This window comes from Mycobacterium numidiamassiliense, assembly GCF_900157365.1.
In the GTDB taxonomy this organism is placed as follows: Bacteria; Actinomycetota; Actinomycetes; order Mycobacteriales; family Mycobacteriaceae; genus Mycobacterium; species Mycobacterium numidiamassiliense.
This window is the reverse complement of sequence record NZ_FUEZ01000004.1, coordinates 3,755,279-3,769,904: the sequence shown is the minus strand read 5'-3', so window position 1 is coordinate 3,769,904 and position 14,626 is coordinate 3,755,279. Positions and strand designations below refer to the sequence as shown.

Annotated in this window: 15 protein-coding genes; 13 read left to right on the top strand and 2 right to left on the bottom strand. The window is 66.6% G+C overall.

Features of this window, described 5'->3' with window-relative positions; genetic code table 11:
* The first annotated feature begins 2 nt into the window (after positions 1–2).
* From MNAB215_RS26105 to hisI, 3 genes are read left to right on the top strand one after another with little or no spacing between them, the layout of a single operon-like run.
* Positions 3–803, top strand: a complete 801-nt coding sequence (locus MNAB215_RS26105; RefSeq protein WP_077081351.1) for an inositol monophosphatase family protein — start codon at positions 3–5, stop codon at positions 801–803.
* Between the two features lies 1 nt (position 804).
* Positions 805–1,590 carry an imidazole glycerol phosphate synthase subunit HisF gene (gene hisF, locus MNAB215_RS26100; RefSeq protein ID WP_077081350.1) on the top strand — a complete coding sequence of 262 codons (786 nt, stop codon included), beginning with the start codon at positions 805–807 and terminating at the stop codon, positions 1,588–1,590.
* A complete protein-coding gene (gene hisI, locus MNAB215_RS26095) occupies positions 1,587–1,934 on the top strand; it encodes a phosphoribosyl-AMP cyclohydrolase (RefSeq protein WP_077081349.1) in 348 nt (115 codons plus the stop codon). Before hisF ends, hisI begins: the two co-directional genes overlap by 4 nt.
* Here hisI and MNAB215_RS26090 read toward each other — a convergent pair.
* Positions 1,931–3,472 (bottom strand): serine/threonine-protein kinase, encoded by a 1,542-nt coding sequence (locus MNAB215_RS26090; RefSeq protein ID WP_077081348.1) that lies wholly within the window; start codon positions 3,470–3,472, stop codon positions 1,931–1,933. The genes hisI and MNAB215_RS26090 overlap by 4 nt on opposite strands.
* Before the next feature lie 128 nt (positions 3,473–3,600).
* On the opposite strand from MNAB215_RS26090, the gene MNAB215_RS26085 reads away from it, so the two are divergent.
* The gene (locus MNAB215_RS26085) at positions 3,601–4,695 is read left to right on the top strand and encodes a calcium:cation antiporter (protein WP_077081347.1); all 1,095 of its coding nucleotides are present in this window, start codon (positions 3,601–3,603) and stop codon (positions 4,693–4,695) included.
* 19 nt (positions 4,696–4,714) lie between these two features.
* Here the strand turns inward: MNAB215_RS26085 and MNAB215_RS26080 are convergent, their stop codons facing one another.
* Entirely contained in the window at positions 4,715–5,179 is a 465-nt protein-coding gene (locus tag MNAB215_RS26080) for a peroxiredoxin (RefSeq protein ID WP_077081346.1), read from the bottom strand.
* 124 nt (positions 5,180–5,303) lie between these two features.
* Here MNAB215_RS26080 and MNAB215_RS26075 point away from each other — a divergent pair, with 124 nt between their 5' ends.
* From MNAB215_RS26075 to pyk, 9 genes are all read left to right on the top strand, one after another.
* Positions 5,304–6,842 (top strand): anthranilate synthase component I, encoded by a 1,539-nt coding sequence (locus MNAB215_RS26075; protein ID WP_077081345.1) that lies wholly within the window; start codon positions 5,304–5,306, stop codon positions 6,840–6,842.
* A complete protein-coding gene (locus MNAB215_RS26070; protein ID WP_077081344.1) occupies positions 6,835–7,506 on the top strand; it encodes a TIGR02234 family membrane protein in 672 nt (223 codons plus the stop codon). The genes MNAB215_RS26075 and MNAB215_RS26070 overlap by 8 nt, the downstream gene beginning before the upstream one ends.
* Positions 7,507–7,608: 102 nt before the next feature.
* Positions 7,609–8,427, top strand: coding sequence for an indole-3-glycerol phosphate synthase TrpC (gene trpC, locus MNAB215_RS26065; protein ID WP_077081343.1), 819 nt, complete (start codon positions 7,609–7,611; stop codon positions 8,425–8,427).
* Between the two features lie 62 nt (positions 8,428–8,489).
* On the top strand, positions 8,490–9,764 hold the full coding sequence (gene trpB, locus MNAB215_RS26060; RefSeq protein WP_077081342.1) for a tryptophan synthase subunit beta: 1,275 nt from the start codon (positions 8,490–8,492) through the stop codon (positions 9,762–9,764).
* On the top strand, positions 9,761–10,567 hold the full coding sequence (gene trpA / locus MNAB215_RS26055; protein WP_077081341.1) for a tryptophan synthase subunit alpha: 807 nt from the start codon (positions 9,761–9,763) through the stop codon (positions 10,565–10,567). Before trpB ends, trpA begins: the two co-directional genes overlap by 4 nt.
* The gene (locus tag MNAB215_RS26050; protein WP_077081340.1) at positions 10,564–12,213 is read left to right on the top strand and encodes a prolipoprotein diacylglyceryl transferase; all 1,650 of its coding nucleotides are present in this window, start codon (positions 10,564–10,566) and stop codon (positions 12,211–12,213) included. Before trpA ends, MNAB215_RS26050 begins: the two co-directional genes overlap by 4 nt.
* A gap of 65 nt (positions 12,214–12,278) precedes the next feature.
* The gene (locus MNAB215_RS26045; RefSeq protein WP_077081339.1) at positions 12,279–12,683 is read left to right on the top strand and encodes a TM2 domain-containing protein; all 405 of its coding nucleotides are present in this window, start codon (positions 12,279–12,281) and stop codon (positions 12,681–12,683) included.
* Positions 12,670–13,092: a DUF2752 domain-containing protein gene (locus MNAB215_RS26040; protein ID WP_245830405.1), complete on the top strand. Its 423-nt coding sequence runs from the start codon at positions 12,670–12,672 to the stop codon at positions 13,090–13,092. The genes MNAB215_RS26045 and MNAB215_RS26040 overlap by 14 nt, the downstream gene beginning before the upstream one ends.
* 111 nt (positions 13,093–13,203) lie before the next feature.
* Positions 13,204–14,622, top strand: coding sequence for a pyruvate kinase (gene pyk, locus MNAB215_RS26035; RefSeq protein WP_077081337.1), 1,419 nt, complete (start codon positions 13,204–13,206; stop codon positions 14,620–14,622).
* The last annotated feature ends 4 nt before the right edge of the window (positions 14,623–14,626 follow it).

Below are 14,626 nucleotides of genomic sequence, written 5' to 3'. Positions count from 1 at the left end.
TAATGGACCTCAACGCGCTGGTGGCCGAGGCGTCGGTGATTCTCGATGCGGCCGTGGAGCCTTTCCTCGCGGGCCACCGTGCCGATTCGGCGGTGCGGAAGAAGGGCAACGACTTCGCGACCGCCGTTGACCTGGCGATCGAGCGGCAGGTTGTTGCCGCGCTGGAAAAAGCGACCGGAATCGGCGTGCACGGCGAGGAATTCGGCGGCACGCCCATCGACTCGCCCTGGGTGTGGGTATTGGACCCGGTCGACGGCACCTTCAACTACGCCGCGGGGTCGCCGATGGCCGCGATTCTGCTGGGGCTGCTGCACGACGGCAAACCGGTGGCGGGGCTGACCTGGTTGCCGTTCACCGACGAGCGCTACACGACCGTTGAGGGCGGTCCGCTGCTGAAAAACGATGTACCGCAACCACTGTTGACGCCCGTCGGGCTCGCCGACTCGCTGATCGCGGTCGGCACCTTCAACGCGGATTCGCGCGGCCGGTTCCCCGGGCGGTATCGGCTGGCGGTGCTGGAAAACCTGAGCCGGGTGTCGTCGCGGTTGCGCATGCACGGCGCCACGGGCATCGATCTCGCGTATGTTGCGGACGGAATTCTCAGCGGCGCAATCCATTTCGGTGGTCAGATCTGGGACCACGCCGCGGGCGTCGCGCTGGTGGAGGCCGCAGGCGGCATTGTTACCGACCTGACCGGTCAACCCTGGACCACCTCGTCGCGTTCCGTTCTGGTCGCGGCACCCGGCGCGCATGCCGAGATTCTCGAAATCCTGCGCGCCACCGGCAATCCGGAGGACTACTGACATGGAGTCGGGTACCGACCTTGCCGTACGCGTGATTCCCTGCCTGGACGTCGATGACGGGCGGGTGGTCAAGGGAGTCAACTTCCAGAACTTGCGCGATGCGGGCGATCCGGTCGAGCTCGCTTCGGCCTACGACGCCGAAGGCGCAGACGAGCTGACCTTCCTTGACGTGACCGCGTCGTCGTCGGGCAGGGCCACCATGCTCGAGGTGGTCCGCCGCACCGCCGAGCAGGTATTCATCCCGCTGACGGTGGGCGGCGGCGTGCGAACCGTGGCCGACGTCGACACATTGCTGCGGGCGGGGGCCGACAAGGTATCGGTCAACACCGCCGCCATCGCCCGCCCAGACCTGTTGGCGGAGATGGCAACACAATTCGGCTCGCAGTGCATCGTGTTGTCCGTCGATGCCCGCACGGTGCCCGACGGGTCGGCCCCGACGCCGTCGGGCTGGGAGGTCACCACCCACGGCGGTCGCCGCGGGACCGGCATCGACGCGATCGAGTGGGCGGCGCGCGGCGCCGAGCTCGGGGTGGGGGAGATTCTGCTGAACTCGATGGACGCCGACGGCACCAAAGCCGGCTTCGATCTGGCCATGCTGCGAGCGGTCCGCTCCGCGGTCACCGTCCCGGTGATCGCGAGCGGCGGTGCCGGGGCGGCCGAACACTTCGCGCCCGCGGTGGCCGCCGGCGCCGATGCGGTGCTGGCGGCCAGCGTCTTTCACTTCCGCGAGCTGACGATCGGACAGGTCAAGGCTGCCATGGCTGCAGAAGGGATCACGGTGCGATGACGCTCGACCCGGAGATCGCCGCGCGCCTCAAGCGCAACGCCGAAGGACTGTTCACCGCCGTGGTGCAGGAACGCAGCACCGGCGACGTACTGATGGTCGCCTGGATGGACGATGCGGCGCTGGCGCGGACCCTGGAAACCCGTGAGGCCACTTACTATTCGCGGTCACGCTCCGAACAGTGGGTCAAGGGCGCGACGTCCGGTCACACCCAGCATGTGCATTCGGTGCGGGTGGACTGCGACGGCGATGCCGTGCTGCTGGCGGTCGACCAGGTGGGTGCCGCGTGCCACACCGGCAGCCACAGTTGCTTCGACACCGCTGTGTTGCTGGAGCCAGAGAGCTAGCCGGGTCCTACGTCCAGACCGTTCGCTGCGGCGATCGCCGCGCGGGTCCATTCACGGTGAAAGACGGCCGGCCCGATGCGGTCCCGGCGGATCATCTCGACGTCGATGGGCGCTTTGCCCGTCACCGCGTTCGGCACCCGGAATGAGTACGCCGGCTCGTCGGTGGCGATGGCCAGCATGGCGTCGGAGTCGCCGAAACCGTTGGCGCGCATGGTGTCCTCGGCCCACTTGCCCGGCTTGAGGCCGTCGAAGTTCTTGACGTAAACCACCCAGAGCCGGGTGCCGCGCATGTTGTAGAGCTTGTTGAGGGACCGCTTGACCGCGTCGATCTCCAGCCGGCCCAGCACCCCGGATTGATCGGTGAGTTGGTCGGACAGCGTGATCGCCTGCGGCGCTTGACCGGTGGGCGGCGCTTGACCAGTGGGCTGCGCGGCCGAGTGCGATGCGGCGCCGCTGCCCGATTTCTTCGAATCCTCACCGAGTAGACGGACGCCGACGAGCACGCCGAGTCCGAGGAGGGCCACGGCGACGATCGCGCCGATCGCCATCGCCGTTCGCCGGCCACTGCGGGCGGCGGGTGCGGCAGGCGCGGTGGCCGGTGCGGCTGGTGGGGCCGCGATCACTTCCGTCGGGTCGACCGCGTGGGCGACGGTAGTGACGTCCGTGCGGCCCGCCAGGGGCGCCGCGACGGTGCTCAGCTGGCTGCCGAGTGCGGCGGCGAAGTCCGCGCAGGTCGGGTAGCGGTCGTCGGGGTTCTTGGCGAGTGCCTTGGCCAGTGCGCCGTCGAGTTCGGCCAATTCCGGTCTGCGCTGGGTGATTGACGGTGGCGGCTCCGACAAATGCTGAGTGATAATCACCGCCGGGTTGGAGCTGTGGAACGGTGCCGCTCCGGTCAGCAGGTTGAACGCGGTGCATCCCAGGGCGTATTGGTCGGCCCGCCCGTCGAGGTCCAAACCCCGCAATTGTTCGGGCGCGCAGTATGCGGTCGTGCCCATCAGCATGTTCGTCGCGGTCAGGCCGCTGACCTCGCCCAGCTCGCGGGCAATGCCGAAGTCGGCGAGCAGGATTCGCCGTCGCGGATTGGCCTCACCCAGCAGAATGTTGGCGGGTTTGACGTCGCGGTGCAGCAGGCCGCGCGAATGGGCGTAGTCGAGTGCGTCGGCGACGGCCGAAATGATCTCGACGACATCGGCTTTGGGCATGCCCGACGGAAACCTTTCGCGCTGCAGACGCGCGGCGTCGGTGCCCTCCACGTAATCCATCGAGATCCACAGCTGGCCTTCGTATTCGCCGCGGTCGTGGATGCCGACGATGTGTTCGTTGTACAAGCTGCCGGCGAGGTCGGCCTCCCGGTTGAAGCGTTGACGAAATTCGAGGTTGTCGGTCAGTTCGCCGGGCAGGATTTTCAGCGCATCGCGGCGGGGCAGCCGCGGGTGCTGGGCCAGATACACCTCACCCATGCCGCCCACACCCAAACGGCGGACGATCGTGTACCCAGCGAACGTCGTGCCTTCGGCTAGCCCTTCGCTTTGCGGCATGTGAGCATGCTACTGAGGCGATGATTCCGGCAGCCGGCCGATCACGGGCAGTGAGGCCGCCGCGCTGCGTCGCGATTCGCGCCCGCCTCGATGGCACTGGCTGATGACTTCGATGAGAATGGCGGGCGATGCGCAGAAGCCGGGTTTCCTGGAACGTGGTGGTGCCGCTGGTCGCACTCGTCATGCTGGCGCTGACCTGGGGTGCGGTGCCCGGGCCGGCACTAGCCGGCATCGAGGCGGTCGTTCTCATCGGCGCGGTGTTGGCCGCGGTCCACCACGCGGAGGTGGTCGCACACCGGGTCGGCGAGCCGTTCGGGTCGCTGGTGCTTGCCGCCGCGGTGACAGTCATCGAGCTGGCGCTGATCGTGGAACTGATGGCGTCCGGCGGAACCGGCGCGGAAACGCTGGCCAGGGACACGGCGTTCGCCGCGCTGATGATCTGCACGAACGGCATTGCCGGCTTGTCGCTGCTGCTGGGTTCTCATCGGTATGGCGAGACGCTGTTCAACCCGCGCGGCAGCGGTGCGGCGCTGGCCACTCTCATCACGCTGGCGACGCTGAGCCTGGTGCTACCCACCTTCACCACCAGCCATCGGGGTCCGGAATTCTCGCCGGGCCAGCTGGAGTTCGCCGCAGTCGCGTCGCTGCTGCTCTACCTGCTGTTCGTTTTCACCCAAACCGTGCGGCACCGCGACTTCTTTCTGCCCGTCGCGCAGAAGGGTCAGCAAGGCCTTGTCGAGGACGAGATCCACGCGGACCCGCCGAGTAACGCACAAGCGCTGCGAAGCCTGGGGCTGCTAATGGCCGCGCTGGTCGCGGTGGTGGGGCTGGCCGAACAAGAGTCGCCGGCCGTCGAGAAATTGGTGTCGGCCGCTGGATTTCCGCATTCGTTCGTCGGTGTGGTGATCGCTTCGTTGGTGCTGCTACCGGAGACGCTCGCGGCCGGGCGCGCCGCCCGGCAGGGGCGCATCCAGACGAGCCTGAATCTGGCCTACGGTTCGGCGATGGCCAGCATCGGGCTCACCATCCCGGGTATCGCGCTGGCGTCGATCTGGCTCCGCGGACCGCTGATCCTCGGCCTTGGCCCCACCCAGCTGGTGCTATTCGCGGCGACAGTGGTGATCAGCATGCTCACCGTGGTGCCCGGCCGGGCCACCCGCTTACAGGGTGAGGTCCATCTGGTATTGCTCGCCGCCTACGTATTCCTGACGATTATTCCGTAAGGCTAAGCAGCGCAGCCGATTACGCTGAAGAACGGGCCCGTAGCGCCGCGAGCGCCTTGTCGGCGTGGGTGTCCATACTCAGTTCGCTGGCGATCACCTCGAGCACCCTGCGATCGGTGTCGATGACAAAGGTGGTGCGCTTGACCGGCATCAGTTTGCCGAGCAGGCCGCGCTTGACGCCGAACTGGGTGGCGACCGTGCCCTCGGTGTCCGACAGCAGCGGGTAGTCGAATTTCTGCTGATCGGCGAATTTCGCCTGCTTGGTGACTGCGTCGGTGCTGATGCCGACGCGGTTGGCGCCGACGGCGGCGAATTCGGCGGCGAGGTCGCGGAAATGACACGCTTCCTTGGTGCAGCCGGGCGTCATCGCGGCGGGGTAAAAGAACAGGACCACGGGTCCGCTGGAAAGCAGCTCGCTCAGTTTGCGAGGAGTTCCGCTCTGATCGGGAAGTTCGAAGTCGGCGACGGTGTCTCCAGTTTTCATGGCCGTCAGGCTACGCCCGGGTCCCAGTGCGCCGCGAGCCTAACGTCACTGCGAAAAACCGCTGCCCACGTCGCAGTGGCGTTACTCTCGCGGCGGCTTTTGCTGGATCTGCGAGGATGGTTTGGTGCACGCTCATCTCGCCGCCACTACCTCGCGAGAGGAATTCCGCCTCCTCGCGGCCGAGCATCGTTTCGTTCCGGTGACTCGTAAGGTCTTGGCGGACAGCGAGACGCCGTTGTCGGCATACCGCAAGCTCGCGGCCGATAGGCCAGGCACGTTTCTGCTGGAATCCGCGGAGAACGGGCGATCCTGGTCGCGCTGGTCGTTCATCGGGGCGGGGTCGCCGTCGGCGTTGACCGTGCGTGACGGCGAGGCGGTATGGCTGGGCGCGGTGCCACAGGATGCGCCCACGGGCGGCGACCCCCTGCAGGCGCTGCACGCCACCCTCGAGCTACTGGCCACCGCGAAAGTGCCGGGACTTCCGCCGCTGTCGGGCGGTTTGGTCGGCTTCTTCGCCTACGACCTGGTGCGGCGCCTGGAACGGCTGCCGGAACTGGCCGTCGACGACCTGCAGCTGCCCGACATGGTGCTGCTGCTGGCCACCGACATGGCCGCGGTCGACCACCACGAGGGCACCATCACGCTGATCGCCAACGCGGTGAACTGGAACGGCACCGACGAGCGGGTCGACGAGGCCTACGACGACGCGGTCGCTCGCCTCGATGTGATGACTGCGGCGCTGGGCCAACCGCTGCCGTCAACGGTCGCCACCTTCGGCAGGCCTGAGCCCCGGCACCGGGCCCAACGCAGCGTCGAGGAATACGGGAAGATCGTCGACTACCTGGTCGAGCAGATCGCGGCCGGTGAGGCCTTTCAGGTGGTGCCCTCGCAGCGTTTCGAGATGGACACCGAGGTGGATCCGATCGACGTCTACCGCATGCTGCGGGTAACCAACCCCAGCCCTTACATGTATCTGGTGCAAGTGCCGAATGATGTTGGTGCAATTGACTTTTCGATTGTGGGTTCCAGTCCCGAGGCGCTGGTCACCGTCGTTGACCGCCGGGCGACGACGCATCCGATCGCCGGGACGCGCTGGCGGGGCGACAGCGAGGAAGAAGATCAGCTGCTGGAAAAGGAGCTGCTCGCCGACGAGAAGGAACGCGCCGAGCACCTGATGCTGGTCGACCTCGGGCGCAACGACCTGGGCCGGGTCTGCAGACCGGGCACCGTGCGCGTCGAGGATTACAGCCACATCGAGCGCTACAGCCACGTGATGCACCTGGTGTCGACGGTGACCGGCATGCTCGGCGACGGGTATACCGCCCTGGACGCGGTGACGGCCTGCTTCCCGGCCGGCACGCTGTCGGGTGCCCCGAAGGTGCGGGCCATGGAGCTCATCGAAGAGGTGGAGAAGACGCGCCGCGGTCTGTATGGCGGCGTGGTCGGCTACCTCGACTTCGCCGGCAATGCCGACTTCGCCATCGCCATCCGGACAGCGCTGATGCGCAACGGCACCGCGTACGTCCAGGCCGGCGGTGGGGTAGTGGCGGATTCCAACGGCCCTTACGAATTCAACGAGGCGACCAACAAGGCGCGCGCGGTGCTCAATGCGATCGCTGCGGCCGAGACGTTGACGCCCCCGGACGTGAGCCGGAATGGTTGATGCGCGGCGCGGCCGGCTGACCATCGGGGTAGCGCAGTTACTGCTGGTCACCGGCGCTGGGGCGCTGTGGGCGGCGTCGCGGCTGCCGTGGGTCGTCATCCGATCGTTCGACGGGCTGAGTCCGCCGAAGGAGGTGGTCCTGTCCGGCGCGTCGTGGTCGACGGCGCTGTTGCCGTTGGCGCTGCTCCTGCTGGCCACGGCCGTCGCAGCGCTGGCCGTGCGCGGGTGGCCGCTGCGGGTGCTGGCGGCCCTGTTGGCGCTGGCCAGCCTCGCGATCGGTTATCTGGGCATCAGCCTGTGGGCGCTGCCGGACGTGGCCGTGCGCGGCGCCGATCTTGCGCATATTTCGTTGATGTCGCTGGTGGGAAGCGAACGGCGGTACTCGGGAGCGGTGGCCACGGTGCTGGCCGCGACCTGCACGCTGATCGCCGCGGTCTTGCTGATGCGCTCCGCGATGACGGCGCGCGGCGGCGCGACAAAATATGTCGCCCCGGCGACACGTCGCTCAATTGCGAGACGTGAGGGCACTGCGGGGGCGATGCTGGAGGAGCCGGGGACACCAGACATGTCGGAGCGGACGATCTGGGACGCGCTTGATGGGGGCTGTGACCCAACCTGGGCCCCAACCGATACGCCCCGCGAGTCTGACACCGAGGGTCGGTGACGGGCCGCGAGCCGACGGTCGCTACCCTTCATTCACGTCGTCGAAATCGGCTCGGGACCGGCTAGGTGGCGGTAAGTAACAGTGGGAAGGGAAACGACAGGCATGAGTCCGGCAAGCGTGCTTGACTCCATCCTCGAGGGAGTCCGGGCCGACGTTGCCGCGCGCGAAGCGCTGATTAGCCTGTCCGAGATCAAAGCGGCCGCCGCGGCGGCACCTCCGCCGCGCGATGTGATGGCCGCCTTGCGCGAGCCCGGCATCGGCGTCATCGCCGAGGTCAAGCGCGCCAGCCCGTCGGCGGGTTCACTGGCGACCATTGCCGATCCGGCGAAACTGGCCCGAGCCTACGAAGACGGTGGCGCGCGCGTCATCAGCGTGTTGACCGAGGAGCGTCGTTTCCACGGCTCGCTCGACGACCTCGACGCGGTGCGGGCCGCGGTGTCGATTCCGGTGTTACGCAAAGACTTTGTGGTGCAGCCGTATCAGATCCACGAGGCGCGTGCACACGGCGCCGACATGCTGCTGCTGATTGTCGCCGCCCTCGACCAGTCGGCACTGGTGTCGATGCTGGACCGCACGGAGTCACTCGGTATGACGGCCCTCGTCGAAGTCCACACCGAACAAGAGGCCGATCGGGCACTGAAGGCCGGTGCCAACGTGATCGGGGTCAACGCCCGCGATCTGACGACGTTGGATGTCGACAGGGATTGCTTCGCGCGCATCGCGCCCGGCCTGCCCAGCAAGGTCATCAGGATCGCCGAGTCCGGTGTGCGGCATACCGGGGACCTGCTGGCCTATGCCGGCGCCGGTGCCGACGCCGTCTTGGTGGGTGAGGGCCTGGTCAAAAGTGGTGATCCCCGCGCTGCGGTCGCCGATCTGGTCACCGCGGGCACGCATCCGTCCTGTCCGAAACCCGCCCGCTAAAGCTTGGAGACGTCACAGCCGAGCCCCGGCGCTGAAACGTTGAACCCGATGAGCTGTTGGTGATGGTAGATCTAACCCACCCCGAGATTCCGCTTTCGAGTGCGGCCATCTCCGAACCCACCCGCCACGACCCGGACGCCGGCGGTCATTTCGGTGGCCCCCATGGTTGGGGCGGTCGTTACGTCGCCGAGGCGTTGATGGCGGTGATCGAGGAGGTCACCGCCGCCTACGAAAAGGAACGCGTCAACCCGGATTTCCTGGACACGTTGGACGAGCTGCAGGCCAATTACGCTGGTCGGCCCTCCCCGCTGTATGAGGCGGCGCGACTCAGTGAGCACGCCGGCTCGGCGCGTATCTTCCTCAAGCGAGAAGACTTGAACCACACCGGTTCTCACAAGATCAACAATGTGCTCGGTCAGGCTCTGCTGGCCAAGAGAATGGGCAAGCGGCGCGTGATCGCCGAAACCGGCGCCGGTCAGCACGGCGTGGCCACCGCCACCGCGTGCGCGTTGTTCGGCCTGGACTGTGTGATCTACATGGGCGCCGTCGACACCGCGCGCCAGGCACTCAACGTGGCACGGATGCGGCTGCTCGGCGCCGAAGTCGTCTCGGTCGAAAGCGGCTCGAAGACCCTTAAGGACGCCATCAACGAGGCGTTCCGGGACTGGGTTACCAACGCCGACAACACGTATTACTGTTTCGGCACCGCGGCGGGACCGCATCCCTTCCCGACCATGGTGCGTGATTTTCAGCGAATCATCGGCCTCGAGGCGCGGGTGCAGATCCAGGATCGGGTGGGCCGGCTACCCGACGCCGTCGTGGCCTGCGTCGGCGGTGGATCCAATGCCATCGGAATCTTCCACGCCTTCATCGACGACCCCGGTGTGCGGTTGATCGGCTACGAGGCGGCGGGTGACGGCGTCGAGACGGGCAGGCATGCAGCGACATTCGCCGGCGGGTCGCCGGGCGCCTTCCAGGGCTCGTTTTCCTACCTGCTCCAGGACGAGGACGGCCAGACGATCGAATCCCATTCGATCTCAGCGGGTTTGGACTATCCGGGGGTGGGCCCTGAACACGCGTGGCTCAAGGACACCGGACGGGCCGACTACCAGCCCATCACCGACTCTGAAGCGATGGACGCCTTCGGGCTGCTGTGCAGGACCGAAGGCATCATTCCGGCGATCGAGTCCGCGCACGCGGTGGCCGGCGCCATCAAGTTGGGCAAGCAGCTGGGGAACGGCGCGGTCATTGTGGTGAACCTATCGGGCCGCGGTGACAAAGACGTTGAAACGGCTGCCAAGTGGTTCGGTCTCCTGGGTGACCGGGATAAGCGATGACGGTGGAACAAAGCGAGGCGAGCCGGCTCGGGCCGGTTTTCGATTCCTGCCGCAAGGAGCATCGGGCGGCGTTGATCGGCTACCTGCCCACCGGATATCCCGACGTGCAGACTTCTGTGGACGCGATGACCGCCCTTGTCGAATCCGGTTGCGATCTCATCGAAGTCGGAGTCCCCTATTCCGATCCCGGTATGGATGGCCCGACGATCGCACGGGCCACCGAGACGGCGTTGCGTGGGGGAGTCCGAGTTCGCGACACGCTGGCCGCGGTCGAGGCGATCAGTCGGGCCGGCGGTCATGCTGTGGTCATGACGTACTGGAACCCGGTGCTGCGCTACGGGGTTGATGCGTTCGCGCGGGATCTGGCATCGGCAGGCGGGTATGGACTGATTACCCCCGACCTCATCCCCGATGAAGCCCAACAATGGATTGCCGCCTCCGACGAGCACGGGCTGGACCGTATTTTTCTGGTGGCTCCCTCGTCGACTCCGCAGCGATTGGTGACCACGGTCGAGGCGTCACGCGGATTCGTTTATGCTGCCTCGACGATGGGCGTGACAGGGGCACGAGACGCGGTCTCGCATGCCGCACCCGAGCTGGTGGTCAGGGTCAAGGCGGTGTCCGACATACCTGTTGGCGTGGGCCTCGGTGTGCGGTCGCGGGAGCAGGCGGCGCAGATCGCCGGCTATGCCGACGGCGTGATCGTCGGTTCCGCGTTGGTGTCGGCGCTTGGTGAGGGTCTGCCTCAATTGCGCGCACTGACCGAGGAATTGGCCGCGGGCGTGCGGGTATCCGCGTCATGACGATGCTGCCCACGTATTTTCCCAGCCCGCCGCAAGGCGTCTGGCACCTCGGGCCGTTGCCCGTTCGCGCCTATGCGCTGTTCATCATCACCGGCATCGTGGTCGCGCTCATCCTCGGCGATCGGCGCTGGGAAGCCCGCGGCGGGAAGCGTGGGGTGATCTACGACATTGCGCTGTGGGTGGTGCCGTTCGGGTTGATCGGCGGCAGGCTGTATCACCTGGCCACCGACTGGCGCACGTACTGGGGCCCCGGCGGTGCCGGGGTAAGCGCGGCGCTGCGCATCTGGGACGGCGGGTTGGGCATCTGGGGCGCGGTGGCCCTCGGTGTGCTGGGCGCATGGATCGCTTGTCGGCGGCGCGCAATTCCCTTGCCGGCTTTCCTCGATGCGATTGCACCGGGGATCATCTTGGCGCAGGCCATCGGTAGGCTCGGGAACTATTTCAACCAGGAGCTTTACGGTAGGGAAACCACACTGCCGTGGGGTCTGGAAATCTTCTACCGCCGAGACCCGTCCGGATACATCGACCCGCATTCGCTCGATGGCGTCTCGACCGGGCAGTTGGCTGTCGTCGTACAACCAACGTTCCTGTACGAATTGCTTTGGAATGTCTTGGTTTTCGTTATCCTGATCTACATTGACCGGCGGTTCACGATCGGGCACGGACGGCTGTTCGCATCCTATGTCGCGCTGTACTGTATCGGGCGATTCTGGGTTGAGCTGCTGCGAGACGACACCGCGACACACATCGCGGGTATCCGGATCAATTCGTTCACGTCGACTTTTGTCTTCATCGGGGCCGCCGTCTACATCATGGCGGCACCGAAGGGCCGCGAGGCCCCGGAAAGCTTGCGGGGCAACGATTACGACGCCGACGCAGCACCTGAGCCGGCGGTCGAGCCGGCGGCTGAGCTCGCAACCGCTGCGGCAGCGGGCGGCGCCGCGACGGCCGCTGCCTCGGTCATCGCCGACGAAGGGGACGGCTCGGCTGAGTCTGCGGACACGGCCGAGACCGCCGAGCCCGTGGCCGCCCAGCCCGAGACGGTCGAAGCCGAAGAGCCTGAGGCCGAGGTTGCTGAAGAACACGAGCCCGAGGCTGAAGAGCCCGAGGCTGAAGCCGACGAGCCGAAAGTCGACGAGCCGAAAGCCGAAGAGCCGAAAGTCGAAGAGCCTGAGGCTGAAGTTGCCGAAACCGCGGTTGACGCGCCCGAGGCGGCTGAAGAGCCCGAGGCTGAAGCGGAAGAGCCCGAGGCTGAAGCCGAAGAATCGGAAGCCGAGGAGCCCGAAGAACCTGCAGCCGAGGAGCCCGAAGAACCCGAAGAACCCGAAGAGCCCGAAGAACCCGAAGAACCCGCAGCCGAGGAGCCCGAGGAACCGGTGGCGGAGGCCGTCGAGCCGGACGCTGAAGAGCCCAAGGCTGAAGAAGTCGGCGAATCTGAGGTTGCGGAGGAAGCTCCGGTTGAGGAGCCCGAGCCCAAGGCGGAAGAAGCCGACCAGCCGAAAGCGGAGGCGGCCGAAGAGCCGACCGCCGAACAGCCGACCGCCGAAGAACCGGCAGCCGACGAGGCCCCAGCCGAAAAGCCCGGCGCTGAGAACGCCAAAGACTCGGGCAGACGGTGGCCGCTTCGGCGTAGAAACCGCCGCTAGCATCCGAAAGCCTGCCCTCGCTGTTAGCCCGAGGCAAAGTGCGCTGAATCTGGCATGCTGAACGCGTGACAGAACCGTCGTGGCACGATCCCGCAGAGCCGGGCGCGCAACCACCGCAGCCGCCCGGGTATCCACCGCAGCCGCCCGGTTATCCACCGCAGTACTCGCAATATCCGCAATACCCCGGGCCGGTCGATCCGTCGGCGCCCTACGGTCGGCACCCGGTGACCGGCCAGCCGTACTCAGACAAGTCCAAGACCATCGCCGGTTTGCTGCAGCTACTCAGCCTGATCGGCATCGGCGGCATCGGGCGTTTCTACATCGGCGACATCGGAGTGGGTGTCGCACAGCTGCTCGTGGGTTGGCTCACCTGCGGCGTCGGCCTGATCTGGACCATTATCGACGCAATCCTCATATTGACCGACAAGGTCAACGATCCGCAGGGGCGCCCGCTGCGTGACGGAACTTAACCCGGGCGCTCGACCCGCGCACCGCCACCGCGTTCCCGCCGCGGTCGGCGCGGGCGTGCTGTTCGCCGGCGCACTCGGCTACGTCGGACTCGTCAATCCACACGACCCGCATTCGGCGTATCCCCTGTGTCCGTTCAAATGGCTCACCGGCTGGAATTGCCCCCTCTGCGGCGGCCTTCGGATGACACACGACCTGCTGCACGCCGATCTGCCGGCCAGCATCAACGACAACGTCTTCGCGCTCATCGGCCTCCCGGTGCTCGCTGCGTGGGTGTTGCTGCGGCTCCGCCGGGGACAGCAGCCGTTGCCGATGGCCGCGGCGCTGGTGATCGGTGTCGCCGCGACCGTCTGGACAGTGGTGCGTAACCTGCCTGGCTTTCCGTTGGTTCCGACGATCCTCAGTGGATAGCCGCACGACCACCCGTTGTGGTCGCGAACCGTCGGGATTTCCCGGGCGGCTCAGGATGCCGCTACCTGTGAGTCACCCCGATCACGCAGAGCACGACTATGGTTGGTTGGCGTGAGTAGACGCGGAAAGATCGTCTGCACCCTCGGCCCTGCGACAGCATCGGACGAGCTCATTTTGGCGCTGGTGAACGCCGGAATGGACGTCGCCCGATTGAATTTCAGTCACGGCGACTACGCAGATCACAAGATCGCCTATGAACGCGTCCGCGCGGCTTCCGACGCCACCGGGCGCGCCGTCGGTGTCCTCGCCGACCTCCAGGGCCCGAAGATCAGGCTTGGCCGATTCGCGACGGGGTCCACCTATTGGGCCGACGGCGAAACGGTCCGGATCACGGTCGAGGATTGTGACGGCACTCACGACCGGGTATCGACCACCTACAAGAGGTTGGCCCAGGACGCCGTCGCAGGTGACCGTGTTCTGGTCGACGACGGCAACGTCGGGCTCGTCGTTGCGGGCATCGAGGGCCCCGACGTGATCTGCACCGTCACCGAGGGCGGCCCAGTCACCAACAACAAGGGCATGTCCCTGCCGGGGATGAACGTGACCGCACCGGCGTTGTCGGGCAAGGACATTGAAGATCTCACCTTCGCGCTAGACCTCGGTGTCGACCTGGTCGCGCTGTCGTTCGTGCGTTCGCCGTCCGACGTCGAACTGGTCCACGAGATCATGGATCGGATCGGCCGGCGCGTTCCGGTGATCGCCAAACTGGAGAAGCCGGAAGCCGTCGACAACCTCGAAGCGATCGTGTTGGCCTTTGACGCCATCATGGTGGCCCGTGGCGATCTGGGCGTCGAGCTGCCGCTGGAAGAGGTTCCGCTGGTGCAGAAGCGGGCCATCCAAATGGCCCGGGAGAACGCGAAACCAGTCATCGTGGCGACTCAGATGCTCGAGTCGATGATCGAGAATTCGCGGCCGACCCGCGCCGAAGCTTCCGACGTCGCCAACGCCGTGCTCGACGGCGCCGATGCGGTGATGTTGTCCGGCGAAACGTCGGTGGGCAAGTACCCGCTGGTGGCCGTCCGGACGATGGCGCGCATCATCTGTGCGGTTGAGGACAACTCCACCGCCGCGCCACCGTTGACACATGTGCCGCGCACCAAGCGTGGCGTGATCTCCTATGCCGCTCGCGACATCGGTGAGCGGCTGGATGCCAAGGCGCTGGTCGCCTTCACCCAGTCGGGTGACACCGTGAAGCGACTGGCCCGGTTGCACACCCCGCTGCCGCTGCTCGCCTTCACCGCCTGGCCCGAGGTGCGCAGCCAGCTGGCCATGACCTGGGGCACCGAGACGTTCATCGTCCCGATCATGGAGTCCACCGACGAGATGATCCGTCAGGCCGACAAGTCGCTGATCGACCTGGGCCGTTACAAGCGCGGTGACCTGGTGGTGATCGTCGCCGGCGCGCCACCTGGCACAGTAGGGTCAACCAACCTGATCCACGTGCACCGGATTGGGGAAGACGACCTGTAACGCG